This window comes from Dorea sp. 210702-DFI.3.125, from assembly GCF_020560945.1.
Taxonomy (GTDB): Bacteria; Bacillota; Clostridia; order Lachnospirales; family Lachnospiraceae; genus Dorea; species Dorea formicigenerans.
The window spans coordinates 29,639-52,106 of sequence record NZ_JAJCNF010000022.1 but is presented as its reverse complement, the minus strand read 5'-3'; the positions used below and the strand labels follow the sequence as shown (position 1 = coordinate 52,106).

The following is a 22,468-nucleotide window of genomic DNA, read 5'->3' as shown; positions in this document are numbered from 1 at the left end:
CAATAGCGATGAAAAAAGCAATCTTATATATTAATCAGTTTTTTGGTCAGATTGGTGGAGAAGAAAAAGCTGGTATTGAACCAGAGATCCACGAAGGTCAGATTGGACCAGCAATGCAGCTTGAAAAAGAGTTAAATGCAGAAGTTACCCATACAATTATCTGTGGTGACAACTATATTGGTACCAATACTGACGCTGCAGTTGCAACAATTCTCGGAATGCTTGAAGATAAAGAGTTTGATATTTTCCTTGCAGGACCAGCATTTCAGGCAGGACGTTATACCGTTGCATGTGGAACAATCTGCAAGGCAGTAAAAGAAAAATTTGGTGTACCTGTTGTAACATCTATGAACGAGGAGACGCCAGGTGTAGATATGTTTAAAAAAGATATGTATATCTTAAAAGGCGGTAATATTGCTTCAAAGATGAGACAGGATGTAAAAGCAATGGCAAAAGTTGCCAACAAGCTTCTTGCTGGTGAGTCGGTTGGCTCCGCGGATGAAGAAGGATATTTCCCGAGAGGAATCCGTCATCAGGTATGGCTTTCAGATGGAAAACCGGCATATGAGCGTATGGTAGATATGCTTGTTAAGAAATTAAATGGACAGCCGTTTGAGACAGAGCTTCCGATTCCGAAGCTTGATCGAGTACCGATCGCTCCTGCTATCAAGGATTTGTCAAAAGCAAGAATCGCACTTCTGAATACCGGTGGTATTGTACCTGTAGATAATCCGGATCATATTCAGTCAGCATCTGCAACACGTTGGGGACGTTATGATGTGTCAAATATGGAACGGTTAAAAGGTGGAGAGTTCAAGACAATTCATGCTGGATTTGACCCTGCAGCAGCAGACGCAGATCCAAACGTTATTACTCCGATTGATGCACTGAAGGTATTAGAAAAAGAGGGAGTTTATGGAAGCCTCCATCCATATTTCTATACAACAGTAGGAACAGGAACAACTGAGGCAGAGGCTGCCAGAATGGCAAAAGAAATCATTCCATATCTTCAGGAAGATCATGTTGATGGTGTTATCATGGTTAGTACTTGAGGTACCTGTACACGTTGCGGTGCAACGATGGTAAAAGAGGTTGAGAAGGCTGGATTCCCAATCGTACAGATGTGTAATCTGGTGCCTGTAGCTAAGACAGTAGGATCTAATAGAATCGTACCTACAATTTCTATTCCTTATCCACTTGGAGATCCTGATACTCCGAAGGAAGAGCAGTGGAAATTACGTTATCACAGAACAAAAGTTGCTCTGGAGGCTCTGGCAACAGATATTAAAGAGCAGACAGTATTTAAAGTATGATGACTGTTCGATGATTTAGAGTGAACGGGCAGATGGTTATACATCTGCCCACTACTATATCTGGCTTAGTTTGATGAAGGAGAATTGAATATGGGAGAAAAGAAAGGTAAGAATACAGTTTTTTATGTATCACTGATTATCGTCGGCATTATAGCAGTCTGGTCAGTTGCATTTAATGATAGTTTTACGGTAGTAGCTAATGCGGCATTTAAAGTTTTGACCACAGATTTTGGATGGTTATATCTGATTTCTATGATTATATTCTTTGGCTTTATTGTATATTTTGCATTTGGAAAATATGGAAAAATTCGTTTAGGAAGCGATGATTCCAGACCGGAATACAGTAATATAACATGGTTCGGACTTCTATTTGGATGTGGAATGGGAGTTGGTCTTGTATTCTGGGGAGTAGCTGAGCCGCTTACTTATTATCTGAATCCGCCAGATGGAATTGAAGCAGCATCTCAGGCATCTGCAAACTTTGCATTTGAGAATTTCTTTATGCACTGGGGAATTCTTCCATGGGCAAACTATGCAGTTATCGGTCTTGCACTTGCATACTTTATGTTCCGTAAGAACAAAAAAGGTTTGTTAAGTGTTATGCTTGAGCCGTTAATTGGTGAGAAGCTTGCAAATGGATGGCTTGGCAAGGTTGTTGATATTCTTGGTGTATTTGCGACAGTTGCAGGAGTTGTAACATCTCTTGGACTTGGAACATTGCAGATTAATGCCGGATTTAATTATTTATTTGGTGTCCCAATCAATTTAGTAGTAGAAATTATTATTATTATAATTGTATCATTTCTTTATATTGGATCCGCAGTATCCGGGCTGGATAAAGGAATTAAGATTATTTCTGATACAAACCTTTATGTTGCAATCGGACTTTTGGCAGTATGCTTTATAGTGGGACCAAAAGTAGAGACTTTGAATGCATTTGTAAATGGTATGGGTCAGTATATCGGTAATTTTATTCCAACTGCACTTAAGATTAATTCTTATAGTGACAATAGTTGGTTCGGAAGCTGGAGACTGTTTTACTGGGCATGGTTCATTGCATGGGCACCGTTCGTTGGAGTATTTGTAGCACGTATCTCTAAAGGACGGACTATTCGAGAATTTGTACTTGGTGTAGTACTTGTACCGACAATTGCTTCCTGTATTTGGGGGGCAGTATTTGGTAACCTTGGTATCAACCTTGGAGAAAAAGGTCTTATGGCGATTGAAAAGCTCCAGGAAGCGGTAGCAACACCGGAGGTTGGACTTTTCGTAGTGCTTGGACAATATCCGCTTGGATTTATTTTATCACTGGTAGCCTTGGTATCCTTGTGTGCATTCTTTGTAACATCTGCAAATTCAGGAGTTTATGTACTGTCTATGCTGTCAACGGACGGTGCAATCAATCCTCCAAATGGCAGAAAGATTCTCTGGGGAGTTATCCAGTCAGTTATGGCAATCGGACTTCTGATGGCTGGTGGATTGAAACCGCTTCAGACAATCTCACTTGTAGCAGCGTTCTTATTTATCTTTGTAATGTTTGGAACGATTGCAGCATTTATTAAAGTGTTGAAGGAAGAAAAGGCATAGTGAAAATGTTTTTTTCAAAATAATTAAATACAAAAAGCTGAAGAAGGAATGTGTGGAGCATTCTTGGATATATCAGGTGAGAAAAAGAGCTGAAGAATTCGAATCCTTCAGCTCTTTTGATTAAACAATTCTGTAAAACGACAATGTTTGTATATGGGTTTTAATAAGTGTTTTTAATCTAAATCAATATTATAGGATGTAAGCGCTCTGCGGATAAACGAAACAGTTGTCGCAGTCGCTTCTTCAATTGTCAAATATTCAGAGTCTTCCCGTAATGTCTCTAACATACCACGATAAAGCATAATATTCATTGTTGCCAGATTGTGAATGTCTGATTCCGGGAGAAAAATATTCTCTTTATTCAAAGAATCAGTCAATGATAAAAATTCACGTTCTGAGAAATTAGCAGATGAAAGCATATTTTTGTAATTTGCAGCATCTTCACTCCAACTTTCAGGAAAAATATCATAATAAGCGTGAAAATAGTAGGAAAAATCCCAGTTCGTATCTGCATGCTTAAAGAATAGCAGCCAGAAAATGTCTGGATGTGAGAAGGAGTGGAGACAGAAGCATTCCCAAATTTTCAGATATCTTTCAAGTGGCCTTGTAACCGGTTCTAAGTAGGCCGGCAGATCCTTAGCATATTGATCCAGATATTTCATAGCTGAAAAAATTCTCAGTTCTTCAAAATCTGAAAAATAATGATAAAGAGTCGCACTGTTATAGCCGGCTTTTTCTGCAGTTTTCCGAATAGATAAGCTGTCGATACCTTCTTCTTCAATGATCTCCAATGCAGCATTGATGAAGTAGCCCATAGTTTGCTGTCTGTACATTTGTTTACGATCTTTTTGTTGCATAAAAAATCCCCCAATAAAAAGTACTAAGACAAGCCTGCCCTAGTCATGGTATTTATTATATATGAAATACACGAAAAAAGCGAGTAAAATTGTTTGAATTAGTGGAAAATAGTAGATATGTTAACAAAGAAAACGACGAACTCTGCCATGGTTTGCCGTTTCCTTTGCTTAATTAAAGAGTAATAGTGATTCAGATAATATTGAAATTATTTGGCTGCTTTTTCGGCAAATGTAGTCGTTACCAGTTTATTGTACGGTGCACGTGTGTCAAGTTCTTCTGCGCTTTCCAGAATGTCCTGTAAAAGTTCAAAACTTTTTTTCTCAAATATGAGGTTATCTTTCCATGTGTCCTGTTCATAATAACGGCTCACAATTGTTTCTATTGTATTAAGATTTGTTTCTTTAAACTGAGGTGCAATTGCTTCTGCAATTTCCTTTGGTGTATGTTTCTGTACATAATTCATACCTTTTTGCAATGCATCTGTAAATCCTTGAATTACATCTGCATTCTTCTCGATATAACTTTTCTTTGCTGAAAATGCAGTATAAGGTACATAGCCGCTGTCTGTACCGAGAGAAGCAACTACATATCCCTTTTCCTCTTTTTCCAAATTTGTGGCTCCTGGTTCGAACTCAACTGTAAAATCAGCATTTCCTTCTGCAAATGCTGCTGCTGTAGAGCCAAAATCAATGCTCTGATCTATAATCAGATCTTTCGAAGGATCAATCCCATTTTGCCTTAAAATATACTCAAATACCATTTCTGGCATGCCACCTTTTCGTCCACCAAGTACTTTTTTATCTTTCAAATCAGTCCAATGAAAGTCGGGGATTTCTTCTCTTGCTACCAGAAAATTTCCTGCACGTTGTGTAAGTTGTGCAAAGTTCACGACATAATCATTGGCTCCTTCATTGTAAGCATAAATTGAAGCTTCAGACCCCATAAATCCAATATCGGCGGTTCCGGATATGACTGCGGTCATGGTCTTATCAGCCCCAAATCCTGTGACCAGGTCGAGATTAATACCTTCTTCTTCAAAATAACCTTTTTCAATAGCAACATACATAGGTGCATAAAAGATAGAATGAGCTACTTCATTAAGTGTTACTGGCATAAGGTTTTCTTCTTTGTTTGTTTTATCAGTGTTTATAATGGCTGAAGCATGTTTTGTCTCTTTTGTCTGGGAACAGCCAAAGAGAGCTGTCATCGACAATGCAAGAAGTAAAAGAAGTACAGAAATACGTTTTATCATACAGTCCTCCGTTAATAATTTTATATGTTATATAGTATATTCAGTGTTGTAAAACAGGTGCTGCTTTAATGAAGTGTATTTATAAATTGTAACAGAATCTTAAACAGTAGTTTGTTTGGCAAATGGTGGGGGCATAATAGAGAAACATATAATTGACATTATAAAACATATGGCGTATTCTGAATGAAATGGGGAGTATTTGTATGCTCCCCCCCACAGAATACAATTCAGAGTCACAGAAAGAACTTTGAAAGCATTCTTGAATACATATAATAGAAGAAACAGGAGAAAGACTATGAAGAAAATCGGATTTATCGGTGTTGGAATCATGGGAAAGTCCATGGTCAAAAATCTTATGAAAGCGGGATTTGAACTACATATATATGCAAGAACAAAGAGTAAAGTGAATGATGTGATAGAGGAAGGTGCTATCTTTCATGAGACGATTGGAGAATGTGTAAGAGCAAGTGAAGCTGTGATTACGATGGTAGGATTTCCTCAGGATGTGGAAGAAGTTTATTTTGATGAAGGAAATATTATGGATCAGGCAGAGAAAGGAATGTATCTGATTGATATGACAACGACCAGTCCGATGATTTCCAAGAAAATATATGAAGAAGGTAAAAAGAAAGGAGTTCATGTTGTAGATGCACCGGTGACCGGAGGTGATACAGGAGCAAAGGCAGGAACACTTTCTATTCTGGTCGGTGGCAACAAGGAAGATTATGAGGCTTGTATGCCGTTATTTGAAGCTATGGGAACGAATATCAATTATCAGGGAGAAGCTGGATGTGGACAGCATGCCAAGATGGTGAATCAGATCATGATTGCCGGAACCATGTCAGGACTTTGTGAGGCACTTAGCTATGCAAAAGCAAAAGATTTGGATTGTGAGACTGTATTAAAATCTGTTGCGACAGGAGCAGCCGGAAGTAAGCAGCTAGATTTCTTTGGAGAGAAGATACTACACGGAGATTATAATCCTGGATTTTTTATGAAACATTTTATTAAGGATATGAAGATTGCTTTGATTGAGGCAAATCAGTGTGAGCTGGATTTGGATGTGCTTAGTCAGACACTTGCAAATTATGAAGTTTTGGAAGCAGAAGGGTATGGTGATCTTGGAACACAAGCGTTGATCAAATATTATGAAGAAGGTTACAATGAAGAAATCATTGAAGACTAAGATGGAAAGATTCAACAGAAATTAGAATGTGGAAACTAAGATGGAAAGATTCTGTGGAAACGTTGACATTTTCCTTGAAATCCGATATCATATACTTTATCGGGTAAAAGCGCTAAAGCGTCAAAGCTATAAAGGATTTTGAAAATTCAGTATGGAAAGAGGATAATTGAAATCATTTGAAGCTTTGTGCCAGAAAGGGGAATAATTAGCAATGCCTATTACGGATATTTTGGAGAAAAATTGTCGCCTGTACGGCGATGACGTCTGTCTGGTAGAGATTAATCCAGAGATGCCAGAGACAAAAAGGAGCACGTGGAAGGAGTATGATTTGATTGAACCATCCCGTGCACCATATTACAGACGCGAAATTACATGGAATGTATTCAATGAGAAAGCAAATCGATTTGCAAATCTGCTTCTGGAACGCGGAGTCCAAAAAGGGGACAAGGTCGGAATCCTTTTGATGAATTGTCTGGAGTGGCTGCCGATTTATTTTGGTATTCTGAAAACGGGAGCTTTGGCAGTACCGCTGAACTTCCGTTATTCAGCCGATGAGATTAAATATTGTGTAGAACTGGCGGATGTAGATATTTTAGTGTTCGGACCGGAATTTATCGGACGTGTGGAGGAGATTGCGGACGATATCGGAAGAGGAAGACTTCTGTATTTTGTAGGCGATGGCTGTCCGGGATTTGCAGAAGATTATACTTCGCATACAGCAAACTGTTCCAGTCAGTCACCAAAGATTGACATTGTAGATGAAGATGATGCAGCAATTTATTTTTCTTCTGGAACAACAGGATTTCCAAAAGCAATTTTACATAATCATGAATCTCTGATGCATGCTGCACGAGTAGAGCAGAATCATCATGGACAGACAAAGGACGATGTGTTTTTATGTATTCCGCCACTTTACCATACAGGGGCTAAGATGCATTGGTTTGGAAGTCTTTTGACAGGTGGAAAGGCAGTCCTTTTGAAAGGAACGAATCCGAAGACAATTCTTCGTGCAGTTTCAGAGGAAAAATGTACTATCGTATGGCTGCTCGTACCGTGGGCACAGGATTTACTTCTTGCAATTGATAACAAAGATGTAGATTTGAAGGATTATGATCTGGAGCAGTGGAGACTTATGCATATCGGTGCGCAGCCGGTACCGCCAAGTCTGATTCGTCACTGGAAGGAATATTTCCCAAATCATAAATATGATACAAACTATGGATTGAGTGAATCTATTGGACCAGGATGTGTGCATCTCGGATTGGATCATATTGATAAAGTCGGTGCGATCGGTAAAGCAGGATTTGGCTGGGAGACAAAGATTATCGATGAGAATGGAAATCTGGTCGCACAGGGCGAAACTGGAGAGCTGGCAGTCAAAGGTCCAGGAGTCATGACTTGCTATTATAAAGATGAAAAAGCAACGGCTGAAGTACTTCATGATGGCTGGTTGTATACTGGAGATATGGCAATGGAAGATGAAGATGGATTTATCTATCTGGTTGACCGTAAGAAAGACGTCATTATCAGTGGCGGAGAGAATATTTATCCGGTACAGATTGAAGATTTTCTTCGTACCAATAATAAAATTCTGGATGTGGCAGTTATCGGACTTCCAGATCATAGACTGGGAGAAATTTCAGCAGCAATTATTGAGTTAAAACCTGGTGTAGAGTGCACAGAGGAGGAAATTGATGAATTCTGCAAGAAACTTCCAAGATACAAGAGACCTCGTAAGCTGATTTTTGCAAAGGTTCCTAGAAATCCTACTGGAAAGATTGAAAAGCCAAAGCTTCGTGAGAAGTATGGTGCAGCACATCTGGTCGCAGCGCAGAATCAGGTAGAGATTAAATAATAAAGAGTGATTTACTAGAAATATAAAAGTTCAGGGAGGGTTTGACTCGGTACAAGTCAAACCCTCCCTATTTTGGAATTGTCTATTTTCCAGCAGTTATATACTGCAAGTGATTTATTTATGTTCTTTTTGATATTCCAGAGATGCTTCAATAAATCCACGGAACAATGGGTGTGGTCTATTTGGACGGGATTTTAATTCTGGATGAGCCTGGGTCGCGATGAACCAAGGATGATCTGGAATCTCTACCATCTCTACAATACGTCCATCCGGAGAAAGTCCGGATAATAGCATACCATTTTGAGTCAGTACATCGCGGTAATCATTATTTACCTCATAACGATGACGGTGGCGTTCCTGAATTTCTTCAGATCCGTACAGCTTATATGCTTTGGAGTCTTTATTTAAAACACATGGGTAAGAGCCAAGTCTTAATGTTCCACCGATATTTTCTACATCAATTTGTTCTGGCATGATATGAATGACCGGATGTGTAGTATCTGGATCTAATTCAGCGCTGTGAGCATCATTGTATCCAATGACGTCTCTTGCAAATTCAACGATGGATAACTGCATTCCAAGGCAGAGCCCCAGGAATGGAATATTGTGTGTGCGAGCATATTTGATCGCTTCAAGCATACCGTCAATTCCACGATTGCCAAAACCACCTGGAACAAGAATACCACTGACATCGCCAAGAATTTCATCAACATTATCTGCAGTTACCAGTTCAGAATCTACCCACTTGATATTGACAGTAGCGCGGCTGAAAATTCCACCATGTTTGAGTGCTTCTACAACACTGATATAAGCATCATGAAGCTGTGTGTATTTTCCGACAAGTGCGACGGTTACTTCTGTGTTTGGATTTCGCAGATAGTTCACCATTTCTTTCCAGTCTTTTAAATCTGGTTCCGGACAATTTAAGTGCAAGCATTCGCATACTACCTGAGCCAGATGTTCTTCTTCCATTGCAAGTGGAGCTTCATATAAATATTCAACGTCCAGATTCTGCAATACGTGATTTGCAGGAACATTACAAAACAGAGCAAGTTTATCTTTAATTCCTGTTCCAAGTGGATATTCAGAACGACATACAAGGATATCTGGCTGAATTCCCATGCCCTGCAGTTCTTTTACACTAGCTTGTGTTGGTTTAGTTTTCATCTCTTGAGATGCTTTCAGGTATGGAATTAATGTAACATGAATGAGAATTACATTGTCATGTCCTTTTTCATGCTGGAACTGACGGATGGCTTCCAAAAATGGCTGACTTTCGATATCGCCTACAGTTCCTCCGACTTCAATGATTGCTACTTCTGTATTCTCAGCAGCAGGATTGCGATAAAAGCGAGATTTTATTTCGTTAGTAATATGAGGAATAACCTGTACAGTTCCTCCACCGAAATCTCCGCGTCTTTCTTTTTGAAGTACGGACCAGTAGACTTTACCAGTCGTAACATTGGAATTTTTACCGAGACTTTCATCGATAAAACGCTCATAATGACCAAGATCAAGATCTGTCTCAGTTCCGTCATCAGTTACAAATACTTCGCCATGTTGTACCGGGTTCATAGTACCTGGATCAATGTTGATATAAGGGTCAAATTTCTGCATAGTCACGGTATAACCACGAGCTTTCAGAAGACGACCTAAAGATGCAGCAGTGATTCCTTTTCCAAGTCCTGATACGACACCACCTGTAACAAATACATATTTTACTGCCATAATGTCCTCCTTAGAATGAAAAAATATGTTCAAGCATGTCCCCCAAAAAACATATCTCAAAAAATACTTTAAAAGTATACACCTTTTTTATTAAAAAATACAGAGATTTTAGTCTCTTTTTTCATATTTTGCTTCATAAGTTGCCTGAATAGAAAGGCGCTTTAACTGTTTAATGTCTACAGAGCTTACCATGACGGAAGTATGTGCCTGGCATCCTGCAAGATTCGGAAGCTGTTCTAGTGCTTTCTTTGCAAGTGGATTAGAAGCTGCGCTTACAGAAAGAGCAATGAGAACTTCATCAGTATGAAGGCGTGGATTCTTGTTTCCGAGATACTTTGTCTTTAATGTTTGGATTGGTTCGATGGCTTCCGGTGAAATGACATGGCAGGAATGTTCGATGCCAGCCAGATCTTTCAGGGCATTAAGCAGCATGGCAGCAGTTGCTCCGAGCAGTTTGGAAGTCTTTCCTTTTATAATGCGTCCGTCATGAAGTTCGATAGCAGCAGCAGGACCATTAGTTATTTTCTCGTATTCAAGGGCAGCGTCGACAACTTTTCGGTCATGGATAGTAACACCAGCCTGGTTCATCAACATTTCGATGGTATAGACTTCATTGTCGGAGCACTGACCAAGAAGAAGACGGCGCAGGGATTCGTAATATCTGCGTAAAATTTCCTGTTTGGAAGCTTCGCGGCATGCTTCATCATCACAGATACAGTTTCCGGCCATGTTCACTCCCATGTCTGTTGGTGATTTGTAAGGGCTTTCTCCGTAAATGCGTTGGAAAATTGCATTTAATACAGGAAAAATCTCTACATCACGGTTATAGTTAACGGTTGTCTCGCCATAAGCTTCAAGATGGAATGGATCGATCATATTTACATCGTTCAGATCTGCAGTGGCTGCTTCATAAGCTAAGTTGACCGGATGCTTCAGCGGGATATTCCAGATAGGAAATGTCTCAAACTTGGCATAACCGGCACGGATTCCGCGTTCCAGTTCGTGATAGAGCTGGGAGAGGCAGACAGCCATTTTTCCACTTCCTGGTCCGGGAGCAGTCACAACGACCAGTGGTCTGGAAGTTTCAATGTAATCATTTTTTCCATAACCGTTTTCACTTACAATGACCGGAATGTTGGTCGGATATCCTGCAATCAAGTAGTGGCAGTATACACGGATGCCCATTTTCTCCAGGCGGGCTTTAAATAAGGAAGCACTTTCCTGGTTACTGTATTTTGTAATAACAACACTGCCGACATAGAGTCCGCGATCACGGTAAATGTTCATCAGGCGGAGAACATCAGAATCATAAGTAATTCCAAGATCTCCACGGATTTTGTTGCGCTCGATGTCTTCGGCGCTGATCACGATGATAATTTCTGCCTGATCGGAAAGCTTGTCCAGCATACGGAGCTTACTGTCAGGTTGAAATCCAGGCAGTACACGGGAAGCGTGATAATCGTCAAATAATTTGCCTCCAAATTCCAGATAGAGCTTATTGTCAAACTGACTGATTCGCTCTTTAATGTGGGCAGACTGCATCTGCAGATACTTGTCATTGTCAAAACCAATTTTCATAATGAATAAATCCTCTCTTGTCCTCTGTATTATATTATGAGTTCTATCGTTCATATGCCGGAACTGTTCTGAAATATACAGAAAAATTCAGGCATGAAAAACCACAGAAAAAGTATACTACATATTATGGTTAGTTTACAATCTTTTCATAATGTTTTTATTGATTTCTAACAAGGCTGTCCGTATAATGGAGAGTGACACAGGAGGAGAAAAATGGACAACCAGAACGGAAACAAGGATAATAATAAAAATAACAAACAAGGCTTTTCTTTTGTCATACTGATTACGATGCTGACGGCACTTCTGGTATTTGCCATGTATCAGTTTCAGGGAGTGGACAGTGACCAGGAAATTACTTATAACAAGTTCCTGAAGATGATTGATGAGAAGAAGGTCGAGAAAGTTGAAATTAAGAGTGACAGGATTCTGATCACGGCAAAGAAGGAAAGTGGAGATAAGGTCAACAAGGAATATTACACAGGCCGGATGAATGATGATCAATTGGTGGAGAAACTGGAAAAAGCAAAGATTGATTTCAATCAGGAGGTACCGGATACAACTTCTGCAATTGTTGCCCAGTATGCTATGAATATCATTCCGCTTGTCATATTTATTGCACTGATCGTATGGATGACCCGTAAGATGTCGAAAGGCGGAGGCATGATGGGAATTGGCAAGAGTAATGCCAAGATGTATGTGGAAAAACAGACCGGTGTCACATTTAAGGATGTAGCAGGGCAGGATGAGGCGAAGGAATCTTTGCAGGAAGTTGTAGATTTCCTACACAATCCGGGAAAATATACAAGCGTAGGAGCAAAGCTTCCAAAAGGAGCACTGCTTGTAGGACCTCCGGGAACAGGTAAGACACTTTTGGCAAAAGCAGTTGCAGGAGAGGCAAAAGTACCGTTTTTTTCATTGAGTGGATCTGCATTTGTAGAGATGTATGTCGGCGTCGGAGCATCCAGAGTCCGAGACTTGTTTAAGCAGGCACAGCAGATGGCACCTTGTATTATTTTCATTGACGAGATTGATGCAATTGGTAAGAGCCGTGATACACAGATGGGCGGTAACGATGAGCGTGAGCAGACATTGAACCAGCTTCTGGCTGAGATGGATGGATTTGAAAGTAACAAAGGTCTTGTTCTTCTGGCAGCCACGAACCGTTCGGAGATTCTGGATCCGGCACTGTTAAGACCGGGACGTTTTGACCGTCGTATTATTGTGGAACGACCGGATCTTAAAGGACGTGTGGAAGTACTGAAAGTGCACTCTAAAGACGTGAAGATGGATGAGACGGTTGATCTGGAAGCAATCGCACTTGCAACTTCCGGAGCAGTTGGCTCAGATCTTGCAAATATGATCAATGAAGCCGCAATCAACGCAGTTAAGAATGGAAGAAATGCCGTATCACAGGCGGATCTTTTTGAAGCAGTGGAAGTTGTGCTGGTAGGTAAAGAAAAGAAAGACCGTGTGATGAATCAGGAAGAGCGCAAGATTGTGTCTTACCATGAAGTCGGACATGCGCTTGTCAGTGCGTTGCAGAAGGATTCTGAGCCAGTTCAGAAGATTACGATCGTACCGCGTACGATGGGAGCACTTGGATATGTTATGCAGACTCCGGAAGAAGAAAAGTTCCTGAATACAAAGAAAGAACTGCAGGCTATGTTAGTTGGAATGCTCGGAGGACGTGCTGCAGAAGAGATTGTATTTGATACAGTGACAACAGGGGCTTCTAATGATATTGAGAAAGCAACCAGTGTGGCAAGAGCTATGATTACCCAATATGGTATGAGTGAGAAGTTCGGGCTGATCGGGCTGGAATCGGTCCAGAACAGATATTTGGACGGACGTCCGGTTATGAACTGTGGTCAGGAGACAGCTTCTGAGATTGATCATGAAGTTATGAAGATGCTGAAAGAAGCTTATGAGGAAGCAAAGAAACTTCTTTCAGAACACAGAGAATCACTGGATAAGATTGCAGCATTTCTGATTGAGAAAGAGACAATTACAGGAAAAGAATTCATGAAGATTTTCCATGAAGTAGAAGGAATTGCAGAAGAGTAATACAGAAAGTTAATGTATTTGAATACCGTTTCCCGGGCAAATCAGATTTTTGTCAGGGAGGCGGTATTTTCTGTTACATTGAGTTGAAAAAACAGGGAGTAAATTATGTTTGATATTCAGGAAGAATTAAAAAAGCTGCCGGGCAAGCCGGGAGTTTATCTGATGCATGATGAGACAGATAAAATCATCTATGTGGGAAAAGCAATCAGTCTGAAAAACCGTGTACGACAGTATTTTCAGAGCAGTCGTAACAAAGGGGCTAAGATAGAACAGATGGTGACTCACATTTCCAGGTTCGAGTATATCGTAACAGATTCGGAACTGGAAGCGCTGGTGCTGGAGTGCAATCTTATCAAAGAGCACAGACCCAAATATAACACAATGTTGATGGACGACAAGGCTTATCCATTTATAAAAGTTACTGTGCAGGAGCCATTTCCAAGAGTGATGTTGGCAAGAAGAGTGCAGAAAGATAAGGCAAAGTATTTTGGCCCCTATACGAGTGCCGGGGCAGTGAAAGACACAATAGAACTGATTCGAAAGTTATATTTTATCCGAAGCTGTAACCGGAGACTGCCAAAGGATATTGGAAAAGAGCGGCCATGTCTGAACTATCATATTCATCAGTGCAAAGCTCCGTGTCAGGGATACATTTCGAAGGAGGAATACCGCAAGTCTGTAGAGGAAGTATTACATTTTCTGAATGGCAATTATGATCCGATTCTGGAAAAGTTGAAGGCACAGATGGAAGAAGCGTCAGAGTCATTGGAGTTTGAGCGGGCAATTGAATATCGGGAGTTGATAAACAGTGTACAGAAAATTGCACAGAAGCAGAAAATTACAGACACTGCGGGAGATGACAGGGATATTGTGGCAGTATCAAAAGATTTGGAAGATGCGGTTGTGCAAGTGTTTTTTATTCGAAATGGAAGATTGATCGGGCGGGATCATTTTTATTTGAAGCTAGTGGATAAGGAGACAAAGGCAGAGATACTTTCCAGTTTTATCAAGCAATTTTATGCAGGGACACCATATATTCCGGGACAGATTATGTTGCCAGAGGAAATACCAGATCATGAGATTATTGAGGAATGGCTGACAAGGAAAAAAGAGCATAAAGTACATCTGGTCATTCCGAAAAAAGGAACAAAGGAAAAACTGGTAGAGCTGGCAGAAAAAAATGCCCGAATGGTTCTGACGAAGGATAAAGAGCGGATTAAGAGAGAAGAGGGAAGAACGATTGGTGCAGTCAAAGAACTTCAAAATCTTTTGGGCTTAACCGGACTGCATCGTATGGAGGCGTATGATATTTCCAATACAAATGGATTTGAATCAGTTGGCTCTATGGTTGTCTATGAAAAAGGAAAACCGAAGAGAAATGACTACCGTAAATTCAAGATTAAAGGGGTAAAAGGGGCGAACGATTATGCCAGTATGAATGAAGTGCTTACAAGGCGGTTCGGGCACGGCTTAAGAGAAAAGGAAGAAGGCCGAGAACTTGGCAGTTTTACGGCATTTCCAGATCTGATTCTGATGGACGGTGGTAAAGGACAGGTAAATATTGCACTGGAAGTGCTGGATAAGCTGAATCTGGATATTCCGGTCTGCGGTATGGTAAAGGATGAACACCACAGAACCAGAGGGCTTTATTATCACAATGAAGAGATTCCTATTGACCGGAATTCGGAAGCATTCAGACTGATCACGCGCATTCAGGATGAAGCTCACCGGTTTGCAATTACATTTCACAGGCAGCTTCGCAGTCAAGGACAAGTTCATTCGATTTTGGATGATATTCCAGGTGTTGGACCAGCAAGAAGAAAAGATTTAATGAAGCATTTTGCCAACATTGAGGCAATCAAGAATGCCACTGTAGAGGAACTAAAGAGTCTTCCTTCTATGAATGAAAAATCCGCTAAGGATGTGTATGATTTTTTTCACTGATATGCTATAATTTTAATATTAGTAATAGGATGCCTGGAAGGAGAGACATATATGCGAAAAAATGTAGTTCAAATGAAGCAGATTGTCGAGAAGATGAATCTGAAAAATCTGACACCGGATGTAGAGTTGTCGGATAAGGCTGTGGAGGTTCCGGATATTAACCGTCCTGCATTACAATTGACAGGATTTTTTGAAAGATTTGATTCGGAACGGGTGCAGGTCATTGGTTATGTAGAATATAGCTACCTGACAACATTGGAAGAAAAGAAAAAAGAGGAAATTTATGACACGCTTCTTTCTTACAAGATTCCATGCCTGGTATTTTGCCGTGCTTTAAAACCAGATGATATGCTCTTGCAAAAGGCAACAGAAGCGAATATTCCGGTATTTTCAACAGATTCACATACATCTGCATTTATGGCAGAAATCATTCGGTGGTTAAATGTTCAGTTAGCACCATGTATTTCCATCCATGGAGTACTGGTAGATGTCTACGGTGTCGGTGTGCTGATTATGGGAGAGAGTGGTATTGGAAAAAGTGAGGCGGCTCTGGAATTGATTAAGAGAGGGCACCGGCTTGTCAGTGATGATGTTGTGGAGATCCGCAAGGTCAGTGATGAGACACTGGTAGGAACAGCACCGGATATTACAAGGCATTTTATTGAGCTCAGAGGTATTGGAATTGTGGACGTTAAGACTTTATTCGGTGTTCAAAGCGTCAGAGAGACAAAGAATATTGACCTTGTTATTACACTGGAGGAGTGGAATAAAGAGCGTGAGTATGATCGCCTGGGACTGGAAGATCAGTATACAGAATTTCTTGGGAATAAGGTAGTCTGCCACAATCTTCCAATCCGTCCAGGACGTAATCTGGCTATTATTGTAGAGACGGCTGCTATTAATCACAGACAGAAGTCTATGGGTTATAATGCTGCACAGGAGCTATATCAGAGAGTACAACGTAATCTTACAAAAAAAGATTAAAATATATACACGAGGAGAAAATAACTATGAAATACTGTTTTGGAGCAGATGTTGGGGGAACCACTATAAAACTGGGATTGTTTACAGTGGATGGAGAAATTCTTGATAAATGGGAGATTATTACAAGAACTGAAAATGAAGGTGAATCCATTCTTCAAGATATAGCAACGGCTTTAAAGGAAAAGATTCAGGAAAAAGCAATTCCGGCAGAAGAAGTGATAGGAATTGGAATGGGAATTCCGGCACCGGTAAATTCGGAAGGTATTGTGAGAAAGACAGCGAATCTTGGATGGGGATATAAAGAGGTTAAGAAAGAATTAGAGAATCTGACAGGTTGGCAGGTTGTTGTTGGCAATGATGCCAATGTAGCGGCACTCGGTGAGATGTGGAAAGGTGCTGGACATGGTGAGAAGAATATGGTCATGGTCACACTTGGAACTGGAGTTGGCGGAGGAGTGATCATGGGAGGAAGGCCTTTGATCGGTGCCAATGGAGCTGGCGGAGAAATCGGACATATCTGTGTAAATTACTTTGAAGAAAAGTGTTGTGGCTGTGGAAAGAAAGGCTGTCTTGAACAGTATGCGTCTGCAACAGGAATTGCAAGAATTGCCAGAGAACATCTCGCAGCTGATAAGAAAGATTCAATATTGCGAACTTATGATTTAGATAAGATAGATGCAAAAATCGTATTTGATGCCTTAAAAGAAGGTGATCAGCTTGCAGTAGATGTTGTAGAAGAATTCGGAGAATACCTGGCGAAAGGATTAGCAGACGTAGCAGTCGTAGTAGATCCAAGCCTTTTTGTAATTGGAGGAGGAGTGTCAAAAGCAGGAGAAATTCTCCTTACATATATAGAAAAATATTATCGCAAGCGAGCCTTTTTTGCAAATAAAGATACTCAGTTTGCTATTGCAAGCCTTGGAAATGATGCAGGAATCTGTGGAGCTGCAAAATTGATCCTGGATAGTCAAGTGTAGAAGGCAGATGTTTCGAATATAGGAATATAGGAAAGGAGAGTGGATATCCACTCTCCTGTTTTTGCTTTTTAAATTATCAATACTGGGGTAAGCCAAAATGATTATTGTGTGTTACCACCAGCATCACCGCCACCGGTATTGCCGCCGGTATCACCACCACCGGTATTGCCGCCGGTATCACCACCAGTGTTACCGCCACCAGCATCACCGCCACCGGTATTGCCGCCAGTGGTGCCGCCAGTATTATCTCCGGTATTAGTACCGGTATTGTTACCAGTATTATCGCCATTTGTGTCATGGGACTTACTGTCATTTTCTTCAGAATCATAGTCTTCAGAATGGTTTTTATGTCCCGGACAACTCTGATCTGGAAGGCTGTCTGTTGCAAAATATTCTGTTACACTTGGACAACTGGAAGTTGCCAGATATCCGCTAATTGTGCAGACGGATTTTTGCTCTACAGAACTTGGCATTACAAAATCTTTTGCTTCAAGATTCTCATGTACTCTGCTCATGATTCCTTTCCAAATGCGGAAACGGAATTTTGTATCGGAATTACATTCTTTGTTATCATCATAACCGCCCCATACAGCACATGTGTAATATGGTGTATATCCGACAAACCATAAGTCCTTGTTGGATGTTGTTGTACCTGTTTTACCGGCAACCGGCATATTATCTAACTGGCAGGCTTTACCGGTACCTTCCTCTACTACGGTCTGAAGAGCACTCGTAAGAAGTCCGGCTGTACTGTCTTTGATTGCCTGGTGACTTTCGCCAGTTCCGTCAAGAAGAACATTGCCATCATGATCTAAAACTTTCGTGTAAAGAGTTGGTTTATTGTAAACGCCGTTGTTGGCAATTGCAGCATAGGCACTACAGAGTTCGTAATTATAAACACCATCTGTCAGACCACCAAGGGCAAGGGTTTTTGTGTTATCAGAATAAGTTTTTCCATTTACTACTTTGTTAGTTACCAGTGTGTTGATGCCAAGTTTCTCACAATATTCCATACCTACATCTTGAGTAACAAGATCACTGGTCTGCACAGCACAGGAGTTGAGAGAAAGTGCGATAGCGGTACGCATGGATACATCGCCTTTACTTCCTTTAATAGTTTTTCCACCGCCAACATCATAATTTTTATCATCAATGACAGAAGCAAGTGTCATCTCGTCCAGATCCAGAGCCGGTGCATAAGCAGCCAGGATTTTAAAAGTAGATCCAGGTTGTCTCTTGGAACCTTTGTATGCACGATTCAGTCCTAGACTGGTTGATTTGGCACCTCGGCCACCGACCATGGCTTTGATCTGACCGGTATACTGATCCATCAAAGTAATGGAAGCTTGTGGCTGTGGTGAGATGTTTATAACTTCATTGTAAGTATCACCTTCCTGAGCGATGGTAGATTTCCATTCTTCTACCATGGCACGGGCGGCATCTTCACTTTTATATAAAAGTCCTTGATCTTTGTTATAGGTTTCTTTTACATATTTTTTGATGTGGCCGGAAGAGTAATTCTCAGTACTTCCATCTGCACGCGTGACAGTCAGTGCATAGTCGAGACCATATTCGATATTTGATGGATAATTGGAATCATCGTTGGCTTCTTCGTCACAAATCTGCTGAAGAGACTGATTCTGAGTGGAGTAAATGCTAAGACCTCCACTGTAAACAGCATTGTAAGCCTGTGTTTCTGAAAAACCACATTGATCCTGCAGGTCATTCATGACTTGATCTGCAAGTGCATCTACAAAATAACTATATGCGTTGGAAGAATCTGTCTGGGTTTCGTTAACAGACTGGATTCTTGCATATACATCATCTGCCATTGCTTCATCATAAGCAGCCTGGTCGATATATCCCTGTTTCAGCATATTCTTAAGAACCTTATCACGACGCTTCTGGTTCTTTTGAGGGTTCGTGATTGGATTCAGGTTACCAGGACTCTGTGTAATACCTGCAATAACAGCACTTTCAGAAAGAGTCAGTTCTGAAACATCTTTGTTGAAATATCTTTTCGCAGCAGATTGAACACCGAGACAGTTCTGCCCTAAGTTGATGGTGTTCAGATAAGCTTCCATAATCTCATCTTTACTCATCTGCTTTTCGATGGAAACGGCAAGGAACTGTTCCTGGAGTTTTCGCTGTAGCTTATCGTAGAATGTCTTTTCATTTACAAAGTTCGGAAAGACATTATTTTTTATGAGCTGCTGTGTCAGTGTACTGGCTCCCTGGGAACCCCCGGAAATAAGAGAAACACCGGCACGGACAATACCTTTGATATCAATTCCGTTATGCTCATAAAAACGTTCATCCTCGATAGCAACAAATGCATGCTGAAGATCTGCCGGAATCTCATCGATTGTTTTATATACACGGTTAGAACCTGCGGCAACAAAACGTTCAATTTCAGTTGTTCCGTCGTCAGCGTACACTAAAGTTGTAAATCCCTGTGGTTTTACATCATCAGGTGTAATATCCGGAGAATTGTCAATAATCTTTTTCACAAATAGTCCGCCACCGGCAACACCGGCGATTGCAACCACGATGATGCAAAGAAGGAGTGCCTTAAATAATCGGACTCCTACACGCTTTGCCTGCATAGCAGACTTTGACGTAATCTGCTTCTGGCGCTTTGCGGCTTTTTTCTTACCATAATTCATGCGTATATGCCTCCTTTATACCAGGTTATTATAGCAAATTAGCTATTTGAAATAAAGAAAAAAATGAAAACTTCATATTTTCTATGGAAAATCTTAAGAAGTTTGATATAGTAATGTGGTAGGAAGTAAAAAAAGACTTCTTAAGTGTAATATGTATGAATGAAAAATCAAGGGAGTTATGTAAATATGTTGGATAAATATAAAGTTGTGTATAAAGGTGGACAGGATGAAATTATAGAAAAAAAGTCCAGATTTATTGCGACAGTTGCTCCGGTAGAAAGCGAAGAAGAAGCACTTGCTTTTATAGAAGCAATGAAGAAAAAATATTGGGATGCGAGACATAACTGTTTTGCGTATGTCATCGGAGAGAGAGGACAGCTTGCAAGATGCAGTGATGACGGAGAACCTGGCGGCACTGCCGGAAAACCTATGCTGGATGTTCTTCTTGGGGAAGAAATCCGCAATATAGTAGTTGTTGTGACCCGCTACTTTGGAGGAACACTTCTTGGAACCGGAGGGCTTGTAAGAGCTTATTCTTCTTCTACACAGGCGGGAATCCGTGCATCTGTAATTATAACCAGAATCCGGGGGCTTAAACTGAATATTAAGACAGATTATAATGGTCTTGGAAAAGTGCAGTATATTTTGGGACAACGTGGAATCAAGCTGATTGATAGTATTTATACGGAAAATGTAGAATTAAGTGTTTTATTGCCTTTGGGAGAGGTAAAGACTGTGGAAGCAGAGATTACAGAAGGAACTAATGGAAGAGTAAAAATGGAAGAAGGCGATGAGTGCTGGTTCGCACAGATTGATGGGGAGCCGCAGATAGTGGCGTAAGAGCAAAGTTTCTGCGACGCTGCCTCTCGGCCATGGCAGTCGCCATATAGAAAAAAGCAACAAGCAAGAGCCACGATGCCGCGATGCTGCCTCTCGGCCATGGCAGTCGCCATACAATAACAAGCAACAAGCAAGAGCCTCGATGCCGCGATGCTGCCTCTCGGCCATGGCAGTCGCCATACATAAAAATAACAAGAACGACCGGAGAATGTAAACACTCTCCGGTCGTTCTTGTTATTTCCATGTCTTGCTTGTTGCTTTATGAGAATTCTGGTTCGATTAATCCGAAAGATCCATCTTTTCTCTTATATACTACGTTAACTTCTTCATTCTCAGCATTGAAGAATACAAAGAAGTTATGTCCAAGTAATTCCATCTGTACGCATGCGTCTTCTGGATACATTGGTTTGATTCCGAATCTTTTTGTGCGGACAATTTTTACTTCATCGTCTTCAATTGACTCTTCTGTCTCAAAAAGAGTCTTGCTGAAGTTGTTACCTTCCTGATTCTTTGCTACCAGTTTGTTTTTATATTTTCTGAGCTGACGCTCGATGACTTCTTCTACTAGGTCGATGGATACATACATATCGTCGCTTTCCTGCTCGGAACGAATGATGTTGCCTTTTACAGGGATTGTAACCTCAATCTTCTGATGTTCTTTCTGAACGCTGAGTGTTACATGAATCTCTGTGTCAGGTGTGAAGTAACGCTGTAATTTTCCTAATTTGCTCTCTACAGCATCTTTTAATCCTGGTGTTACGTCAATGTTCTTTCCAATAATAATGAATTTCATATTGTCCAACTCCTTTGCTACGTTTTTTCAGACGTTAATATCTGACAGTTGGTGGCCAGAACGGTAATCTATCTGATAGATATAGTATAGCACGTTTTGTTGTTAATGTATAGCACGTATTACTTCAATTCTTGAAATTTTTCCATCAGATTTTTTTGCGATGCGTAGACCGAAGCTTTTGAAGAAAACACAGGCTCCGATCTCGTTATTTATATTTTCTTTTTTTAACTGATCAAGCATCACCTCTTCCAGTGTATCGTTTCCTGAATACGGAAGGTCAATGGAAAGAAGCCTGGCAATATTTTTTGCTTTTGCAGATGCGTGGAAGATGTATTTGTCAGCATCATCAAAATTACAGAATAAGAATTTACGTGTGGCAAATAATACAGCGATTGCGCAGACACCGACAAGACTGCTCCAGATGGAAGAATGATCGATGATGATTTGTCTTGCAATTGCAAATAAGAGAACTTCGAAAACTGTCTGTGGGGAGTGAGAGTACATCATTTTAATAAGCTCGACACCGATGATCAGATTGAAGCAAGTTTCCAGAAGATCTTCGTAGTTAGGCCAGACATTTAAATCTGGAATTTTGTAAATCGCACCGGCTACACGCAGACACAATAAGATAATACCGGCGGTCAATATAAATGAAATAACAAATTCCAAAATATCAGACAGCCGTTTTAAAAATACAGATATAGATTCTTTCATATGTTTTTTGTCTCCTTGGGAATTAGTAATAAGTAAGTAGTAAAAATCTACAATATAGAGTATAAAGTATCGGAGTAGTCTTGCCAATATAGAATTTGGAAAGGATGTAGAAAATATGAAGAACACGGT

General features: G+C 40.5%; 16 protein-coding genes. 9 read left to right on the top strand and 7 right to left on the bottom strand.

Translation table 11 applies throughout. The features are described from left to right. Nucleotides 1–8: 8 nt before the first annotated feature. Both grdH and LI164_RS10975 read left to right on the top strand, forming a co-directional pair. Nucleotides 9–1,313 (top strand): betaine reductase selenoprotein B, encoded by a 1,305-nt coding sequence (grdH, locus tag LI164_RS10980; RefSeq protein ID WP_117606797.1) that lies wholly within the window; start codon nt 9–11, stop codon nt 1,311–1,313. A gap of 90 nt (nt 1,314–1,403) precedes the next feature. Further along, the gene (locus tag LI164_RS10975) at nt 1,404–2,900 is read left to right on the top strand and encodes a BCCT family transporter (RefSeq protein ID WP_117606798.1); all 1,497 of its coding nucleotides are present in this window, start codon (nt 1,404–1,406) and stop codon (nt 2,898–2,900) included. A gap of 173 nt (nt 2,901–3,073) precedes the next feature. Here LI164_RS10975 and LI164_RS10970 read toward each other — a convergent pair whose 3' ends face one another. Both LI164_RS10970 and LI164_RS10965 read right to left on the bottom strand, forming a co-directional pair. Further along, on the bottom strand, nt 3,074–3,757 hold the full coding sequence (locus LI164_RS10970; RefSeq protein WP_005342386.1) for a TetR/AcrR family transcriptional regulator: 684 nt from the start codon (nt 3,755–3,757) through the stop codon (nt 3,074–3,076). A 206-nt stretch (nt 3,758–3,963) separates the two neighbouring features. Next, nucleotides 3,964–5,010: an ABC transporter substrate-binding protein gene (locus LI164_RS10965; protein WP_147567852.1), complete on the bottom strand. Its 1,047-nt coding sequence runs from the start codon at nt 5,008–5,010 to the stop codon at nt 3,964–3,966. Nucleotides 5,011–5,305: 295 nt separating this feature from the next. On the opposite strand from LI164_RS10965, the gene LI164_RS10960 reads away from it, so the two are divergent. Both LI164_RS10960 and LI164_RS10955 read left to right on the top strand, forming a co-directional pair. Further along, complete coding sequence (locus tag LI164_RS10960) at nt 5,306–6,196, top strand: NAD(P)-dependent oxidoreductase (RefSeq protein WP_117606801.1); 891 nt, start codon at nt 5,306–5,308, stop codon at nt 6,194–6,196. Nucleotides 6,197–6,407: 211 nt separating this feature from the next. Next, on the top strand, nt 6,408–8,051 hold the full coding sequence (locus LI164_RS10955; protein ID WP_005331377.1) for a class I adenylate-forming enzyme family protein: 1,644 nt from the start codon (nt 6,408–6,410) through the stop codon (nt 8,049–8,051). 114 nt (nt 8,052–8,165) lie between these two features. Here LI164_RS10955 and LI164_RS10950 read toward each other — a convergent pair whose 3' ends face one another. Both LI164_RS10950 and LI164_RS10945 read right to left on the bottom strand, forming a co-directional pair. Next, complete coding sequence (locus LI164_RS10950; RefSeq protein WP_117606802.1) at nt 8,166–9,779, bottom strand: CTP synthase; 1,614 nt, start codon at nt 9,777–9,779, stop codon at nt 8,166–8,168. Nucleotides 9,780–9,887: 108 nt separating this feature from the next. After that, a complete protein-coding gene (locus LI164_RS10945; RefSeq protein ID WP_005339724.1) occupies nt 9,888–11,357 on the bottom strand; it encodes a DUF1846 domain-containing protein in 1,470 nt (489 codons plus the stop codon). Nucleotides 11,358–11,570: 213 nt separating this feature from the next. On the opposite strand from LI164_RS10945, the gene ftsH reads away from it, so the two are divergent. The 4 genes from ftsH to LI164_RS10925 all read left to right on the top strand — a co-directional run bounded on the left by ftsH (nt 11,571) and on the right by LI164_RS10925 (nt 17,326). Next, nucleotides 11,571–13,421, top strand: coding sequence for an ATP-dependent zinc metalloprotease FtsH (ftsH, locus tag LI164_RS10940; protein ID WP_227087128.1), 1,851 nt, complete (start codon nt 11,571–11,573; stop codon nt 13,419–13,421). A gap of 105 nt (nt 13,422–13,526) precedes the next feature. Further along, complete coding sequence (uvrC, locus tag LI164_RS10935) at nt 13,527–15,365, top strand: excinuclease ABC subunit UvrC (protein WP_227087127.1); 1,839 nt, start codon at nt 13,527–13,529, stop codon at nt 15,363–15,365. A 51-nt stretch (nt 15,366–15,416) separates the two neighbouring features. Beyond that, nucleotides 15,417–16,349 (top strand): HPr(Ser) kinase/phosphatase, encoded by a 933-nt coding sequence (gene hprK / locus LI164_RS10930; protein ID WP_005331358.1) that lies wholly within the window; start codon nt 15,417–15,419, stop codon nt 16,347–16,349. 26 nt (nt 16,350–16,375) lie between these two features. Beyond that, on the top strand, nt 16,376–17,326 hold the full coding sequence (locus LI164_RS10925) for an ROK family glucokinase (RefSeq protein ID WP_118359510.1): 951 nt from the start codon (nt 16,376–16,378) through the stop codon (nt 17,324–17,326). A gap of 101 nt (nt 17,327–17,427) precedes the next feature. Here the strand turns inward: LI164_RS10925 and LI164_RS10920 are convergent, their stop codons facing one another. Then, the gene (locus LI164_RS10920; RefSeq protein WP_227087126.1) at nt 17,428–19,992 is read right to left on the bottom strand and encodes a transglycosylase domain-containing protein; all 2,565 of its coding nucleotides are present in this window, start codon (nt 19,990–19,992) and stop codon (nt 17,428–17,430) included. A gap of 186 nt (nt 19,993–20,178) precedes the next feature. On the opposite strand from LI164_RS10920, the gene LI164_RS10915 reads away from it, so the two are divergent. Continuing rightward, on the top strand, nt 20,179–20,832 hold the full coding sequence (locus LI164_RS10915) for a YigZ family protein (RefSeq protein ID WP_040015313.1): 654 nt from the start codon (nt 20,179–20,181) through the stop codon (nt 20,830–20,832). A gap of 259 nt (nt 20,833–21,091) precedes the next feature. On the opposite strand, the gene raiA is transcribed toward LI164_RS10915, so the two are convergent. Both raiA and LI164_RS10905 read right to left on the bottom strand, forming a co-directional pair. After that, nucleotides 21,092–21,625 carry a ribosome-associated translation inhibitor RaiA gene (gene raiA / locus LI164_RS10910; RefSeq protein WP_005331351.1) on the bottom strand — a complete coding sequence of 178 codons (534 nt, stop codon included), beginning with the start codon at nt 21,623–21,625 and terminating at the stop codon, nt 21,092–21,094. Between the two features lie 102 nt (nt 21,626–21,727). Further along, complete coding sequence (locus LI164_RS10905) at nt 21,728–22,339, bottom strand: hypothetical protein (RefSeq protein ID WP_005331349.1); 612 nt, start codon at nt 22,337–22,339, stop codon at nt 21,728–21,730. Between the last annotated feature and the right edge of the window lie 129 nt (nt 22,340–22,468).